At 63.8% G+C, this 15,223-nt stretch carries 17 protein-coding genes and 1 tRNA gene; 8 read left to right on the top strand and 10 right to left on the bottom strand.

What is annotated here, in order from left to right:
* Together DBR12_RS19365 and DBR12_RS19360 are read left to right on the top strand one after the other, a co-directional pair.
* Positions 1-896, top strand: an 896-nt coding sequence (locus DBR12_RS19365) for a rhodanese-like domain-containing protein (protein WP_233244913.1), incomplete at its 5' end; no start/stop codon positions are given.
* A gap of 93 nt (positions 897-989) precedes the next feature.
* The gene (locus DBR12_RS19360) at positions 990-2,315 is read left to right on the top strand and encodes a hemolysin family protein (RefSeq protein WP_108618725.1); all 1,326 of its coding nucleotides are present in this window, start codon (positions 990-992) and stop codon (positions 2,313-2,315) included.
* A gap of 46 nt (positions 2,316-2,361) precedes the next feature.
* Here DBR12_RS19360 and DBR12_RS19355 read toward each other — a convergent pair whose 3' ends face one another.
* The 6 genes from DBR12_RS19355 to DBR12_RS19330 form a co-directional block, all read right to left on the bottom strand.
* A complete protein-coding gene (locus DBR12_RS19355) occupies positions 2,362-3,684 on the bottom strand; it encodes an FIST N-terminal domain-containing protein (protein WP_108618724.1) in 1,323 nt (440 codons plus the stop codon).
* An 85-nt stretch (positions 3,685-3,769) separates the two neighbouring features.
* On the bottom strand, positions 3,770-4,642 hold the full coding sequence (locus DBR12_RS19350) for a PhaM family polyhydroxyalkanoate granule multifunctional regulatory protein (RefSeq protein WP_108618723.1): 873 nt from the start codon (positions 4,640-4,642) through the stop codon (positions 3,770-3,772).
* Positions 4,643-4,742: 100 nt separating this feature from the next.
* Complete coding sequence (locus DBR12_RS19345) at positions 4,743-5,240, bottom strand: copper chaperone PCu(A)C (RefSeq protein WP_108618722.1); 498 nt, start codon at positions 5,238-5,240, stop codon at positions 4,743-4,745.
* Between the two features lie 54 nt (positions 5,241-5,294).
* Positions 5,295-5,840: a YcnI family protein gene (locus DBR12_RS19340; RefSeq protein ID WP_233244911.1), complete on the bottom strand. Its 546-nt coding sequence runs from the start codon at positions 5,838-5,840 to the stop codon at positions 5,295-5,297.
* A 151-nt stretch (positions 5,841-5,991) separates the two neighbouring features.
* A complete protein-coding gene (locus tag DBR12_RS19335) occupies positions 5,992-8,316 on the bottom strand; it encodes a TonB-dependent receptor (protein ID WP_108618721.1) in 2,325 nt (774 codons plus the stop codon).
* Between the two features lie 83 nt (positions 8,317-8,399).
* On the bottom strand, positions 8,400-8,768 hold the full coding sequence (locus DBR12_RS19330; protein WP_108618720.1) for a DUF2946 family protein: 369 nt from the start codon (positions 8,766-8,768) through the stop codon (positions 8,400-8,402).
* Positions 8,769-8,891: 123 nt separating this feature from the next.
* On the opposite strand from DBR12_RS19330, the gene DBR12_RS19325 reads away from it, so the two are divergent.
* The 5 genes from DBR12_RS19325 (at position 8,892) to DBR12_RS19305 (ending at position 11,580) form a co-directional block, all read left to right on the top strand.
* Entirely contained in the window at positions 8,892-9,548 is a 657-nt protein-coding gene (locus tag DBR12_RS19325; RefSeq protein ID WP_108618719.1) for a glutathione S-transferase, read from the top strand.
* A gap of 168 nt (positions 9,549-9,716) precedes the next feature.
* Positions 9,717-10,088, top strand: a complete 372-nt coding sequence (locus DBR12_RS19320; protein ID WP_108618718.1) for a TraR/DksA family transcriptional regulator — start codon at positions 9,717-9,719, stop codon at positions 10,086-10,088.
* A 53-nt stretch (positions 10,089-10,141) separates the two neighbouring features.
* Positions 10,142-10,516: a hypothetical protein gene (locus DBR12_RS19315; RefSeq protein ID WP_108618717.1), complete on the top strand. Its 375-nt coding sequence runs from the start codon at positions 10,142-10,144 to the stop codon at positions 10,514-10,516.
* Positions 10,517-10,576: 60 nt separating this feature from the next.
* Positions 10,577-10,990 carry a VOC family protein gene (locus tag DBR12_RS19310; RefSeq protein WP_108618716.1) on the top strand — a complete coding sequence of 138 codons (414 nt, stop codon included), beginning with the start codon at positions 10,577-10,579 and terminating at the stop codon, positions 10,988-10,990.
* Positions 10,987-11,580, top strand: coding sequence for a MarC family protein (locus DBR12_RS19305; protein ID WP_108618715.1), 594 nt, complete (start codon positions 10,987-10,989; stop codon positions 11,578-11,580). The genes DBR12_RS19310 and DBR12_RS19305 overlap by 4 nt, the downstream gene beginning before the upstream one ends.
* A gap of 38 nt (positions 11,581-11,618) precedes the next feature.
* Here the strand turns inward: DBR12_RS19305 and DBR12_RS19300 are convergent, their stop codons facing one another.
* Positions 11,619-12,167 carry an Rrf2 family transcriptional regulator gene (locus DBR12_RS19300; RefSeq protein ID WP_108618714.1) on the bottom strand — a complete coding sequence of 183 codons (549 nt, stop codon included), beginning with the start codon at positions 12,165-12,167 and terminating at the stop codon, positions 11,619-11,621.
* 170 nt (positions 12,168-12,337) lie between these two features.
* Here DBR12_RS19300 and nhaR point away from each other — a divergent pair, with 170 nt between their 5' ends.
* Positions 12,338-13,234, top strand: coding sequence for a transcriptional activator NhaR (nhaR, locus tag DBR12_RS19295; protein WP_108618713.1), 897 nt, complete (start codon positions 12,338-12,340; stop codon positions 13,232-13,234).
* A gap of 287 nt (positions 13,235-13,521) precedes the next feature.
* Here the strand turns inward: nhaR and DBR12_RS19290 are convergent.
* The 3 genes from DBR12_RS19290 to rpoA all read right to left on the bottom strand — a co-directional run bounded on the left by DBR12_RS19290 (position 13,522) and on the right by rpoA (position 15,171).
* Positions 13,522-13,598: transfer RNA gene (locus DBR12_RS19290), tRNA-Met, on the bottom strand.
* A gap of 22 nt (positions 13,599-13,620) precedes the next feature.
* On the bottom strand, positions 13,621-14,013 hold the full coding sequence (gene rplQ, locus DBR12_RS19285) for a 50S ribosomal protein L17 (protein ID WP_063462385.1): 393 nt from the start codon (positions 14,011-14,013) through the stop codon (positions 13,621-13,623).
* 165 nt (positions 14,014-14,178) lie between these two features.
* Positions 14,179-15,171: a DNA-directed RNA polymerase subunit alpha gene (rpoA, locus tag DBR12_RS19280; protein ID WP_100408937.1), complete on the bottom strand. Its 993-nt coding sequence runs from the start codon at positions 15,169-15,171 to the stop codon at positions 14,179-14,181.
* Positions 15,172-15,223: the final 52 nt, after the last annotated feature.

Below are 15,223 nucleotides of genomic sequence, written 5' to 3'. Positions count from 1 at the left end.
CCTCGGCCCTGCAGCGGGGTTACGAGCTGGTGGGCGCCACCCATAAGTCCGACAAATACCTGCTGGTGGGGCTGGCGCAGATCGACGCCGTGCCCGCCATGAAGGGCCGCCGCCTCTACCTGCCGCAGCAGGACTCGATCTACACCTACATGGCGCGCGGCATGCTCAACGAGGCCGGGCTGTCGTTCCAGGACCTGCGCTCTGTGCAGTATGAGAAGTTTCCCCAGGCGGGCCTCACCGCCCTGACCCTGGGCTCCACCGACGCCACCGTGGTGCGCGAGGACGACTGGGCCGAATGGGCGGCCGCGCACCCCGGCACCGCACGCGTGCTGGCCACCTCGCAGCCGGTGCCGGGTGGCTTCTCGGTGGTCGTGAAGAAGGACCTGCCCGCCGACGCACGCAACCGGCTGGCCCAGTGGTTTGGCACCACACCAGCGTCCACCGGCCTGCCGCCCGTCACCCTGCGCCCCGAAGCCAATGAATACCGCCGCGTGGCGGAACTGGGCCTGTTCACCCCCACCAGCCTGCCGGGGGTGAGCCGCATCACCGCGCGCGAGGCCCAGACCCTGCTGGCGCAGGGCGCCACACTGGTGGACACACGCACCGAGAAGGAATTCAAGGCCAAACGCATCCGGGGCGCCGTGTTTGCGGCCTATGTGGAAAAAAGCCTCAAAGATGTGGCGTTCAACGCCGCGCAGGATGACTTCCAAGCGCTGGACAAGCTGCCCAAGCTGGACAAAGCCCAGCCCGTGATCTTTGCCTGCAACGGCGCCGAATGCTGGAAGTCCTACAAGGCGGCCAAAGTGGCGGCGGCCAAGGGCTTCAAGTCGGTCTACTGGCTGCGCGGCGGCCTGCCCGAATGGGATGCCATGGGCCTGCCCACCGAAGGCGGCTGACCACGCCCCCCGGGGCAAAAGAAAAGGGGCTTCACCCCCTTCCGTACAATCGCTTGCAACTCAACACCCAAGGGCGCGCAAGGCGCCCTTTGTATGGAAATAGCAATACTGTTCGCCCTCATCTGTCTCAACGGCCTGTTTGCCATGTCAGAGATCGCTCTGGTCACTGCGCGCAAGGCCCGGCTGCAAAAGCTGATTGATGAGGGCGATAGCGGCGCAGCCGCCGCCGTGAAGCTGGGCGAAGACCCCACGCGTTTTCTCTCCACCATCCAGATCGGCATCACGTCGATTGGTGTCCTGAACGGTATCGTGGGCGAGGCCGCCCTGGCCGCCCCGCTGGCGGCCTGGCTGGAGCGCCTGGGGGTGCCGCTGCAATATGGCAGCTACGCAGCCACCGGCCTGGTGGTGGTGCTGATCACCTACTTCTCCATCGTGGTGGGCGAACTGGTGCCCAAGCGCATCGGCCAGTCCTACCCCGAGACCTTTGCCCGCCTGGTGGCGCGGCCCATCAATTTTCTGGCGCTAGCGACCAAGCCTTTTGTGCTGCTGCTGTCCACCTCCACGCGCACGCTGCTGCGCCTGCTCGGCGTGAAGGAAACCAGCGGCAGCCCGGTGACCGAAGAAGAAATCCACGCCATGCTGGTCGAAGGCACCACCGCCGGCGTGATCGAGTCGCACGAGCACACCATGGTGCGCAACGTGTTCCGACTGGACGACCGCCAGATCGGCTCGCTGATGGTGCCGCGCGGCGACGTGGTGTGTCTGGATGTGGATGCGTCGTTTGAAGACAACCTCAAATGCATCGAGGAATCCGACCACGCACGCTTTCCGGTGGTACGGGGCGGCATGGACAACATCCTGGGCGTGATCAACGCACGCCAGTGGATGTCGCGCACGCTGCGCGACAAGGCGCGCGGCGGCCTGGCCGAGCAGCCACTGCAGACGGCGCTGTACGTGCCGGAAACCATCACGGGCATGGAGCTGCTGGACAACTTCCGCCTGTCGGACGTGCACATGGCCTTTGTGATCGACGAATACGGCGAGGTGCAGGGCATCGTGACGCTGCAGGACCTCATCGAAGCCATCACTGGCGAGTTCCAGCCGCGCGACCCCGAAACGTCGTGGGCGCTGCAGCGCGAGGACGGCAGCTGGCTGCTGGACGGCCACATCCCTGTGCCCGAACTGAAGGACCGCCTGAACCTGGACACCGTGCCCGAAGAGGAGCGCGGGCGCTACCACACGCTCAGCGGCATGATCATGCTGCTCACTGGCCGCCTGCCCAAGGTGACCGACACGGTGCAGTGGGAGGACTGGAAGCTCGAAGTGGTGGACATGGACGGCAAGACCATCGACAAGATCCTGGCCACACGCCTGACGCCCGAAGAAAAGGCCGAGGCCGAGGACAGCCCGGTCCTCTGACCGCCAAGGCCTGGCTCAATCAGGCCAGATGCAGCCCGGCCCGGCCCTATTGCGCGTTCACAAAAACGGTGAGCACCCCGGTGTAGCCGTACAGGTGGTGGTGGGCAATCTCGCCGCCGGCAAAAAACCCGGCCAGCGGCACATCGCCCAGCGCATGGCGCACGATCTGCAGTTCGGCGCTGGGCCCGCCAAAATGCGGGCCACCCCGGCCCGAGCAGCTCACATAAATCGCACCGCAAATGCGCCGCCCCACCTGGGGGTGCACTCCGGCAGGTGCTGATCCACCAGACGCTGCCGCCAGGTGGCCTTGCAGGTCGGACGACACCATCGGCGCGTGCTCCAGCTCCTCGGGTTCCAGTTCTTCGCGGATTTCTGCGCAGATGCGCATGAGGTCGGCGCGCGCCGCCGCCACGTTGCGCTGGCAGAACGCCAGGTGCATGCCCGGCTCCACATGGTCGGCCAGGGCCACGCCCCGGCGGGAGCCGTCCAGCCCCACGATGTGGCGCACACGCGTGTCGGTGCCAAAGTGGCCCGTGCGGCGCTGGCCCTGCGGCTGCGCGCCGACACTGACCAGCCCCGCCAAGGTGGCGCGCACCTTGCGCAGCGCGGGCTGCGGGTCGCCACCGTCCAGCGACACCTGTAGCGTGTCGAGCAGCACATCGAGCGCAGGCTCGCCATCAAGTGCGAGCACCACGTTGTCCTGCGCGGCGGTGATGGTGTGCAGCGCGCCCACGGGCTGGCAGCCCTGGGTGACACGCGACACCAGCGCCACCCCGGCACCAAACGCCACGCCCGACAGGCCACCGTCAAAAACCCCGCTGGCACCGCCCTGCCCGGCCATGTTGCCGTCGCCGCCCACCGCAAACTGCACGCTGCTGGTGCGGCTGGCAGAGAGGCCTCCAAACAGGTAGCCGGTGTCGGTGCGCGCTGCCATTTCGGCCAGCAGCTCGGTCAGTTCGGGCGTGCGGCCATCGGCGTGCACCAGGGCGGTATGGGCCACAAAACCCGTGCCCGGGTACGGCGCATGCGTGGGCAGCGGCGCCACGCCCGAAAACACGCGGTACTGGTCGGCGGGCACATCGAGCAGCATCACCGACAGCGCGGGCTCGTCAAAGTACTCGGCGTTGTTGGCCGAAACACCTACTCCGACGGTGCCGCTCCAGTCGGTCACCTCGGGCAGTTCGCCACTCAGGTAATCGAGCAGGGCCTGGGCATCGTTGCCATAGTGGTCGGTGATGTAGAGCAGGCCCAGGGTGGGTGCCGCTGCATAGTCGGGCAGCGCCATCTGGGCGCGCAGCTGTGCCAGCACCAGCGCGGCAGCCATGCGCCATTGGGGGTGGGTGGCATGGCCGGTGGGAAACAGTTTCATTTGAGAGATCTCCATGCCGGGGCGGTGGCGTGCGGGTAGTGCGCCGCCTGCGGGTTGTCGAACCACCCGCCCGAGTGGGCGTGTGTCAGCCCGCTCGCTTGCGGGCCGCCGGGCTGCGGGTGCTGTTCGTCGTCTTCTTGGTGGCGGGTTTTGCCGTGGTTTTGCGGGCCGCAGGCTTCTTGGCAGCGGTGGTTTTTTTTGCCGCACCCGATGCAGTGGACCGTTTGGCACCGCCCTGCATGGTCTGCATGCCCTTGGCGGCAAACTGGCTGGCCATGCCGGTGGCTGTCTTGAGCGCTTCCTTGGCAAGGCCCGTGGCCATGTTCTTGGTGGTGTCGATGGCGGTCTGCTTGGCCGCATCCTTCATGGCGTTGGCGGCAATCTGCTGGAACTGGCTGGTGAGGGCACCCCACCACTGCATCGGGTCCACCACGGCGGGCTCGGGCGTGGCCGCTGATTTGCCTTTGGCCTTGGACTTGGCGTTCGCAGCGGGTGCGGGCTCGGCATCGGCCTCGTCCGCAGTTTGCGCGTCGGCATCCGCCGCGCGGCCCGTCACGCGGGCGGCGGCGCTGGTCACGGCTTCAGCGGCACCAGTGACCGTGTCTGCGGCCTTCTGCACACCGCTCATCACGGTGTCGGCCGTCTTGAGCTTGAAGGCGTTGGCCACGTCGCCCATGCTGAAGTTCATGCCCTTGAGCGTGGCCAGGGTCATCTTCTGCACTTCCAGCGCCTGGATGGTGGCGGACAGCGCACGCGAGTTCTGCTCCAGCCAGAACTGCACAGCCTTCAACTCTTCAATGCGCTTTTCCAGCTCTTCCACGCTGATGGTGGGAGCCACCCAGTTGCTGAGGTTGGGCAACTGCGGAATGCTGCTGGACGCCCCCTTGGCCAAGCTTTGCAGAAAGTCAAAACCGGGGACGAATTTGCCGAAACCGAAGTTGTTGGATGTGTCGCTCATGGCCGCTCCGCAAGAGGTGGGTCTGTGATGGGGTCACAGCTTACTCCAATGTGTTGCGGCCGGAAGGGGCAGATTCCCGCCCCTGCACGCTCAGTCGCGCTCAGTGCTTGTGACCGTGCCCATGGCCAGCCGGTACAGCGCCACCCGGGGGCGTGGTGGCCACGGGCACGCTGATGCTGAGCTTGCTCTCTGCGCCCTTGGCATCCTGGAACACCAGGGTAAGCGGCACCGCAGTGTCTTTGGCCAGCGGCGCCTTCAGGTCCATCAGCATGACGTGGTAGCCGCCGGGCTTGAGCTCCACCGTCTTGCCTGCGGGCAAGTCCAGGGCGGGGATGGCGCGCATCTTCATGATGTCGCCTTCCATCTTCATCTCATGCACCTCGGTCACGCCTGCAGCGGGCGACTCGGCGCGCACCAGGCGGGCGCCGTCTTGGGCAGTGAGGCGCATGAACGCGCCCGTAGCCTTCTGGCCCTGCACGCTGGCGCGGGCCCAGGCGCCTTCGACCTTGACGGCGGCGGTTTGCGCCCACACGGGAGCGCTGGCAAAAGTGGCGACCAACAGGGCGGCCAAGGAGGCAGTGGAAAGCAGTTTTTTCATGGCAGTGGTTTCGGTTGGGGTGAAAACGTTGAGGGCCAGCGGTGCAGCCCGGAATCAGTGATTGTGGGCACCCGCGCTGGCACCGGGCAGGATTTCCAGCGCTGCGGCTGGGGACTTCAGGTCCGACAGCTTTTGTCCGGGCTTCGGAACCTCGACCCAGTCGTTGCGGCCTTCGGCACAGGCCTGGCGCACCGGCCAGTACACCGTGCCCGCCTGCGCAGGCGTGGTCGCCACCAGCACGAACTCGTCGTAGTGGGCATTGGGCAGCATGTCCTCCGGCGTCTTCGCCGTCCAGGTCACGCGCACCACGTCTTCGGTAATGCTGCGGCCGTGGCTGGTGTAGGGCTGGGCGAGCTTTTCGCGCTGCACCTCCAGCGCCCAGCCCGGCTTGGGCATGGGGCGTGCGCCGCGCATGCCCGCCGGGATGTCCACCGCAATCTGCCGCGTGGGCGAGGCACCGCAGCCATGGCCGACCTTGAGTGTGGCCTTGTAGCTGGCGCCCGCCGGGGCGACCTGGTATTCGAGCACCACATGGGCGAACGCAGAGCCAAAAAGACCTCCTGCGCCTGACAGCAAAGCGATAGCAGCTATAGTTTTCATAGTGTTTAATTTCATTTTGAGACCTTGCGTTTCAACGATTCATTGCCTTAAAAACTGGCGCGCGCTCAAGCCAGTGCCACCACGGAACCGGCTTTGCCGGGCCGCTGGAGGCGTCCCCCTTGGGGGATGCGGCGCAAGCCGCTCAGGGGGTTTACAGATCTACCTTCAGCTCGGCCATGTAGGTGCGCTGCGGATAGGGGTGGAAGTTCCAGAACTGGTAGTTGTTCAGGTTGTCGATGCCCACGGCGGCACTCACCTGCTTGGTGATCTGGTAGCGCACGCGCACATCGGTGGTGAAGTAGCGGCTCGCGCCCTGGTAGGCAAAGCCGTTCACATCGGTGTTGTCCAGCGTGCTGTATTGCTTACCGCTGTAGCGCGCACCAAGGGTGTACGACCACGTGGCGTCGGGCCGGTAGGTGGCCACGGCGGTGGCGCGCCACTCGGGGATGCGCGGCTGCCATTTGCCCACGCTGGCAGGGAACTTGTCGTTGCGCGTGATCTTGGAGTCCGTCCAGGTCAGGCTGCTGCCCAGCTCCAGCCCGCGCACGAAGACGTTGGCGGCTTGGTACGACAGCTCCAGACCCTTGGTGCGGATGGCGTCCACGTTCTGCACGTTGGTAACGTTGGGCGTGACGAGCACATTGGTCTGCGAGTACAGCGCGTCCTTGGTGCGCTCAAAAAACGCCGTCAGGCGCAGCAGACCGTTACCCATGTCCCGCTCGGCGGTCAGCTCCGTGGTCCAGCTCTTTTCGGATTTCAGGTTGGGGTCGTTGTTGATAAGCGTGCCGCTGCCGCTGATGCCGCCCTGGTACAGCTCGGACACGGTAGGCATGCGCACTGCGCGGCCGGTAGAGGCCTTGAGCACCCACAGGTCGCTGGCCTGGTAGGCCAACGCAGCCTTGGGCGAGACGTAGGTTTCGTTGCGCTCGGCGTGGTTCACCGTGGTGGTGGCGTTGCCTGTCTGGCCATTGCTGGCACTCCAGCGCTCGGCGCGGGCACCCAGCACGGCCTTCCATTGGGGCGCGATCTTCCAGGTGTCCTGCGCCCACAGGCCCAGCAGCTGGGTGTCGCCGTTGAAGGCCTGGTTGCGGGCACCTGCAGCGCCGCTGATCCAGTTGCTGGTGGCGTTCTCGATGGTGCGCAGTTGGTAGCTGTCGCGCTGCAGGCCAAAGTCCACAATGTGCGCGCCCTGCACGCCCTCGGGCCGCCAGGTGCCCTTGGCAGCCAGGGTGTTCCAGCCCGTGCCCTTGCTGTTGACGATGCGGCCTGCGCCGCCGTTCAGCGCCGCAGGCAGTGCCACCGTGGCAGCGCGCAGGGTGTCGGTCTGGTAGTCGTACAGGCTGGCGGCCACTTCCCAGTCGAACGCGCCCTTGGTATTGCTCTTGACCGAGAGCCCGTGCATGAAATGCGTGAGGTCTTCGTTGGACACATTGAAGTCGGTAGGTGCCAGCGCAAACGAGCGGCCGTTGATGTTCACGTTGCCGCTGTAGACCGCATTGCCATTGGCATCGCGCAAGTAGCTGGTGGGCCGCCCTTCGGATTCGTTGTGCCACCAGCCGAAGGTGTAGGCCGCCCGCACAGTGGGCGAGAAGTCGTAGGCGATCTTGGCCTTGATGTGGTCTTGCTGCGTGTGGTACTGCGTGGCAGTGCCCAGCAGGTACCAGGGCTGGTTGTTGCGGTTGAGCCCCTGCACCGCGCCTGTGACCGGCGTGCCCGCATTGCCCACGGTGCCAGCGGACACGAGGCGCGTGGGGAAGGTGAGCGGCTGGCCTTCGCTGTCGGTCTTGTTGAAGTTGAGGAACCACGACCAGTCACCGTTTTTGTTGCCCACCGAGGCACTGACCTGTTTGCCCGCATAGCTGGTGCTGGTGCCGTACAGGTCAAACGGCTGGTGCTGGTAGCTGACCTTGCCGTGCGCCTCGAACTTTGTCGGCATGCGCGTGACGTAGTCCACCACCGCGCCCACCGAGTTGCCTGCATAGGCGGCAGAGAATGGGCCGTAGAGCACGTCCACCCGCTCGATCTCCTCGGGCGTGACCAGCATCCAGCGCGGCGCATTGGTGGGGCCATTGCCCAGGTAGTTGCTCAGCAAAATGCCATCGGCAAACACCATGGAGCGCGCCGGGTTGCCCGTGCCCGAGGCGCGGGTGGACAGCACGGCGTGGTTGTAGTCGCCGATGTAGCGCTTGCGCACCAGCAGGCTGGGCAGGTACTTGAGCGCGTCTTCGCTGTCGGTGGCATTGATCGAATGCTCGATCTGCTCGCGCGTCACGCCCTCGATGGTGGTGGGGATCTGCGTGGGCAGCGAGGTGGGCTGGCCGCCGCTGATGGTGACCACACCCAGTTCCTTGACGGGGGCATTGTTGCTGCCGGCGCTGCCGGTGCTGTCAGCGGTCTGGGCGAATGCGGGCACACTGCCGCAGAAGACGAGGGGAAAGGCACCGGCCACAGCCAGCGCCATGCGGCTTTTGCGCATGGGTTCAACTCCTGAATTTCAAGCCAAAAAGGCTGTCTGCGCGCGATGGAAGAGCGCAAGCAGCTATCAAATAAATAGCGAACTCAGGAGAGCGCCGGGGGCCCGCGCGGCGGCAGCGGCGCAGCAGTGCGCGCAGCAATGTGCGCGGCGGGAATCGTGCGCAGGGCGTGCGCCAAGGGATGGACCACTGCTGGCTGTGCCTGCGTGGCGGGAGGAGGTGCACCCAGCTGCGCGCACAGGGGACAGTCCAGCGTGTGGCCAGACATTTCTTGGGCGCCTTCGTCGGTCTTGACCAGCAGCTTGATCGCGCCCGAGCCCGAGCAGATCAGCTCCATGGCCTGCGGATTGACCAGCGGCGAAGCCACGGCTACGCCCATAGCCACCACAAACCACACCAGCACCAGGCGGGCGAGCCAGCGAAGGCTACGGAGGGTGTGCAGGGAGGGCGACATGAGCGCCCGATTGTAGGCGCCACCACCTGCCGGACCTTGACCGGGGTCATCTGCGCGACGGACGGCCTACTCGCCCGCACCTAGGATGCGAGCTGGATTCATCACCACAACGGAGACAACACCATGCTGACACTCTGCGGCTTTTCGGCCAGCAACTACTACAACAAGGTCAAACTGGCCCTGTTGGAAAAGGGCCTGCCATTCAACGAGGAACTGGCCTGGGTGGGCGAGACCGACCGCAGCGCCAGCCCGCTGGGCAAGGTGCCCTACCTGCTCACCCCCGAGGGGCCGCTGTGCGAGTCGGCCGTGATGGCCGACTACATCGAGGCAGCACATCCCGAACACCCGCTGATCCCCGCCAACCCCTACCAGGCCGCCAAGGTGCGCGAGCTGATCACCTTTCTGGAGCTGCACCTGGAGCTGGTGGCGCGCAACCTGTACCCGCAGGCTTTCTTCGGCGGCACCGTGAGCGACGCTGCCAAGGAAAAGGTGGGAGCACAGCTTGAGAAAAACATTGCCGCATTCGCGCAGCTGGCCAAGTTCAGCCCCTACGTGGCGGGCGACACCTTCAGCCTGGCCGACTGCGCCGCCATCGTGCACCTGCCGCTGGTGGCCTCGGCCACCAAGATCATCTATGGCCGCGACTACCTTGCGGACCTGCCTGTGCGGGAATACCTGGCGCGCATGGCCGAGCGCCCACACGTGCAACGCGTGAACGCCGACCGCAAGACCAACACCGCCGAAATGCTGGCGCGTCCGCCCAAGCGCCAATCCACGTAAATCCACACCAGTCCACGATGCAGGAGAAATCAGCGATGCGAATACTCTGACTCCGTGGACGGGGTGCAGCACATCCCACCGGGTTGTCATCCATTGACCTTGGTCAACCGACGCCTTCGCGCACAGGCGCACCATGCAGGTATCCGTTCACCTCCGAGGAGACACCGCATGGACAAGACCCAGGCCGCCCCATTCCGCCAGCAATTGCTGGCCCAGCAAGCCGAGCTGCTGGCCCAATTGGTCGCGCAACGCGGGGGCGTCATTGGCCGCGCAGAGGCGGCTGCAGACCACTTCGGCCAGCCTGAAGATCCGCGTGCCCAGCTGGCCACCGAGCGTGAGCTGGCATTTGCGCTGGACGCGCACGAAACCATCCACCTGGCCGCCATCGAAGCTGCTCTTGCCCGGATTGAGACGGGCAAGTACGGCGAATGCACAGACTGTGGCGCCCACATCACCGCGGCCCGCCTGCACGCCACCCCGGAGGCTGCACGCTGCGTGCACTGCCAGGAAAAGGCCGAACAGCACCGCCGCGCGGCCTGACCCCTCCCTTCCACTTGCCCCTGCGTTTTTCAACATTTCAAGAAAGCCAAGTCATGAGCACTTTTCACGCTGTTGTCTGGATGGACCAATCCGAAGCCCATGTAGTGATGTTCGACCGCGAACATGCCGAGACCCAGCGCATCAAATCGCGCAGCCACCACAAGCACCAGGGCAAGGCCGATGAACTCACGCCGTTTTTTGCCGATGTGGCACAGGCCCTGACCAGCACCCGTGAAGTGCTGTTGACCGGCCCCGGCCTGGTGCGCAACCAGTTCCGCGATTGGGTCACGAAGCACCGTGGCGCTGTCGCCGACGCAGTAGTGGACTCGGTGGCAGCTGACCACCCCACGGACGCCCAACTGGTGGCCATGGCGCGCCAGTACTTCCGGAAGTTTGACAACATGGCCGCAGATCCATCCATCGCGTGAATGCCCTGACAGTCTTGCAGACCGCGCCCAAGGCGCGAACCGGCTGCTATCCTTTGGAGGATGCGCAGCCTCTTTCACCTCGCCTTCCACGTCACCGACCTTGAGGCCGCACGCCGTTTCTACGGCGGCGTGCTCGGTTGCACAGAGGGCCGAAGCACCGACACCTGGGTGGACTTCGATTTCTTTGGCCACCAGATTTCGTTGCACCTGGGTATCCCATTTGCCAGTGCCCGCACTGGACATGTGGGCGACCACCTAGTGCCCATGCCGCACTTCGGCGCCATTTTGGAACTGCCAGATTGGCATGCGCTGGCCGCGCGGCTCAAGGCCGTCGGCACCGCCTTTGTGCTGGAGCCCCAGGTGCGTTTTGAAGGCCAACCCGGCGAGCAGTGGACGATGTTTTTCCACGACCCCAGCGGCAACCCGATCGAAATCAAGGGCTTTCGCTCGCTGGACGCGGTGTACGCAACGTGAGCTACACCTTCGCGTCGGCCACCATCCTGCTCCTGCTGATCACCGATCCGCTGGGCAACATCCCCATCTTTGCCAACGCATTGCGTGGCGTGCCGCAGGAGCGCCGGGCCCGCGTGATCCTGCGCGAGGTGCTGATCGCGTTTGCTTTGCTGCTGATCTTCCTGTTCTTCGGGGCGCAGTTTTTGCGCGTGATGAACCTGAGCGATCTGTCGCTGCAGATTGCGGGCGCAGTGGTGCTGTTTCTGATTGCCCTGCGCATGATCTTTCCGTCCTCCGATGGCCCTCAGGCTGAGCTGCCGGGCGAACCCTTGATTGTTCCGCTGGCCATCCCGGCTTTGGCTGGCCCGTCTGCACTGGCCACGGTCATGCTGCTGGTGGCCCAGGCGCCTGAGCGGCGGTGGGAATGGGTGGGTGCGCTGTGCGTCACTATGGCGGTTTGTGCCGTGGTGTTGCTCATGGCGGAACGCATCCAGCGCTTGGTCGGTGAGCGCGTGGTGATGGCCTTTGAACGCCTGATGGGCCTGATCCTGGTCGCCATCTCGGTGGAGATGCTGCTGCGAGGCATCAAGCAGCTCGCGCAGCAGCTGTAGCCCGCACCCCCCCGGGCGTGCACTGCCCCGGGGCCGGTTCAGCGCCGCTGCAGCAGGGGCATGGAGCCCAGTGCGAACACCGAGTTGGGAACGCCCACCCGAGCCATCAGGGGACGCGGCTTGGGGGTAAGCTTGGGCTTTGCGGGCACGGCGGGTGCAGCGTCTTCCATCACGCCCCCTTTTTCGAGCTGCTGGGCCACCAGGTCCTGCAAGGTCACCGACTGCAGATACTCCATCACGCGCAGGTTGAAGGTCGACCACAGATCGCCGGTCATGGACTTCACTTGCGCAGCTTGGCCCGCGCCCAGATTCTGCAGGTCGTCGGACTTGAGGTTCTCGACCGCCAAGATGATTTCAGCCACTGATATTTGATCCACCCTGCGGGCGAGCGTGTAGCCGCCACCGGGGCCCCGCGTGCTGTCCACCAGCCCGGCACGGCGCAATGCGCCGAACAACTGCTCCAGGTAGGAGAGGGACGTCCCCTGGCGCGCGCTGATGGTAGACAGGGCCACCGGCCTCATCTTCTGGCGCAGGGCAAGGTCGGTCATCGCCGACACGGCAAGTTGTCCTCTGGTAGTGATACGCATCGTTGCTACTCCTCAGCACAGGTTCTTTTGAACACTAACAGTTCCTTCCCTAGCGCAACGCGCCACGGGACAGGGCCAAGGCTTCAATGTAGAGTTTTTGACACTTCGCGTATATTCGTTTTATCGATTCTTATTGCTCGGTTTTTTCGAAGTTTTTTCTGGAAAGCACCATGAACTTCAAACATCTGCGTTATTTCTGGACCGTGGCCAAGGCGGGCGGTGTGATGCGCGCTGGCGAGCAGCTGCACACCACCCCCCAGACACTGTCCGGGCAGATCAAACAACTGGAGGAGTGGCTTGGTCGCGACCTATTCAAAAAACGTGGCCGAGGCCTCGAACTGACCAGCGAAGGACGGGTGGCCCTTGGATATGCCGAGCAGATCTTCGCACTGGGTGACGAACTGGAGAAGTCCATCCGCCTGTCGCGTGGACAAGAAAAACCGCTCGAATTCCGGGTGGGGGTGGCCGACTCGATTGCCAAGTCTGTCGCCTACCACCTGCTGGAGCCCGCTTTGGGCATGCCACAAAGGGTGCACATGACCTGTCATGAGGGCAAGTTTCCCGAGTTGGTCGCACAACTGAGCCTTCACAAGCTCGACTTGGTGCTGGCAGACGAGCCTGTCTCCAAGAAGATTGGTGTGAAGGCCTTCAACCACCCCCTGGGCACCAGCGGCATGAGCTTTTTGAGCGCCCCCAGCCTGCGCGCTCAGCTGGAAGGGGCGTTTCCGCAGTGCCTGCACGGCGCCCCCATGCTGATCCAGGGCCCCATGTCGTCCGTACGGCAACAGTTGGACCATTGGCTCAACAAGCACCACCTGCAGCCCCGCCTGGTCGGCGAGTTCGACGACAGCGCACTCATGAACGCGTTTGGTCGGCAGGGCCGGGGTATCTTCACGTCACCCACGGTGCTGGACGAGGAGACCACGTCCCAGTTCGGCGTCGAGGTGATAGGTCGATCCACCGATCTGGTGGAAGAGTTTTTCGCAATATCCGTCGAACGGCGGATCACACACCCCTGCGTTGTTGCGATCACCAAGGCGGCCAAGGCCGATCTTTTCGCCCGCTGAAGGAGACGTTTCACCCTTTTCCGCTAAACGGACGATCAGAACATCTCCGGATAGAGTGCCAAGAAGAACGCTGCGCAGATGGGTGGACGGGGTAATTTCAGGCCCGTGTCCGGGCCTGCATCCCTCGAAGTCGTCCCCGCAAAAGCCGATGGGGACACATACGCTGCAACGAGCCCATTGCAGTGAGCGCAATGCCGAAAAAGAACAGTCCGATCCGAGATACCAACGGCAAAAACAAAAACGCCCACTAAGAAGTGGGCGTTTTGCAAAGCGAAAACCGCTGTATTTGGTTGCGCGAGAAGGATTTGAACCTCCGACCTTTGGGTTATGAGCCCAACGAGCTACCAGACTGCTCCATCGCGCGGTAAGAAATAAATTATACCCTATTATTCGGCAGCTGCCGAATTATTTTCGGTTTCTGCGGCGCGATCCACCAATTCGACCAGCGCCATAGGTGCGTTGTCACCCACGCGGAAACCCATCTTCAGAATGCGGGTGTAACCACCAGGACGCACCTTGAAACGGGGGCCCAGGTCGTTGAACAGCTTGGTAACGCTGTCGCGATCGCGCAGGCGGTTGAAGGCCAGGCGGCGGTTAGCAACGGAGTCTTCTTTGGCCAAGGTGATCATAGGTTCGATCACACGGCGCAGTTCCTTGGCCTTGGGAACCGTGGTCTTGATGGCCTCGTGCTCGATGAGCGAGTTCATCATGTTCTGCAGCATCGCGAGGCGGTGCGAGCTAGTGCGGTTGAGTTTGCGGAGGCCGTGTCCGTGGCGCATGGTGCTTTCCTTCTACTGTCTGTGTAATTAAATCGGGCAGCCGTGTCAGGTACTGTCCGAGGCACTGTCCCCATCGGCATGTTGCCTCCAGGGAACAAAAAGTCCCCCTTTCGGGGGACAGAAAACCGGGCTCCCATTTCGGGAACCCGAAATTATAACGCTCGCTTAGCGCTTGTCCAGGCCAGCTGGTGGCCAGTTCTCGAGCTTCATGCCCAGCGTGAGGCCACGCGAAGCAAGCACTTCCTTGATTTCGTTGAGCGACTTGCGGCCCAGGTTAGGCGTCTTGAGCAGCTCGTTCTCGGTACGCTGGATCAGGTCACCGATGTAGTAGATGTTCTCAGCCTTCAGGCAGTTGGCGGAACGCACGGTCAACTCCAACTCGTCCACAGGACGCAGCAAGATCGGGTCGAACGTTGCATTGCCACGTGGGCCTGCGGGTGCGTCAAACGCAGCCAGCTCGCCACCTTCCAACTGTGCGAACACAGCCAGTTGTTCCACCAGGATCTTGGCCGACGCGCGCACGGCATCTTCAGCGGTGATGGCACCGTTGGTTTCGATCTCGACGACCAGCTTGTCCAGGTCGGTGCGCTGTTCCACGCGGGCGCTTTCCACGGTGTAGCTCACGCGCTTCACAGGGGAGAACGATGCGTCCAGCACAATGCGGCCAATCGACTTGGTCGATTCGTCGGCATAGCGGCGCAGGTTGCCCGGCACATAGCCACGGCCCTTCTCGACCTTGATCTGCATGTCCAGCTTGCCGCCTTGCGACAGATTGGCAATGACGTGATCAGGGTTCACGATTTCAACGTCGTGAGGGGTTTGGATATCACGGGCCGTCACCACGCCTTCACCGTCCTTGCGCAGGCTCAGCGTGACTTCGTCGCGGTTATGCAGCTTGAACACCACACCCTTGAGGTTCAGAAGGATGTTGACCACATCCTCCTGGACACCGTCGATCGACGAGTACTCATGCAGAACACCTGCAATGGTGACTTCCGTCGCTGCGTAACCCACCATGGACGAGAGCAGGACGCGCCGTATGGCGTTGCCCAGCGTGTGGCCGTAACCACGCTCGAACGGCTCCAGTGCGACCTTGGCACGATTATGGCCAAGCTGTTCGACATTGATCGCCTTGGGTTTCAGCAAATTGGTTTGCATTCAGACTTCCTCTCAATACCCCCAGCTCGTTACACCGGTAAGGCTGGTGAAG

Source organism: Acidovorax sp. HMWF029, assembly GCF_003060895.1.
Lineage (GTDB): Bacteria > Pseudomonadota > Gammaproteobacteria > Burkholderiales > Burkholderiaceae_C > Acidovorax.
The sequence above is the reverse complement of the archived record's forward strand: the minus strand, read 5'-3'. Positions and strand labels throughout refer to the sequence as shown.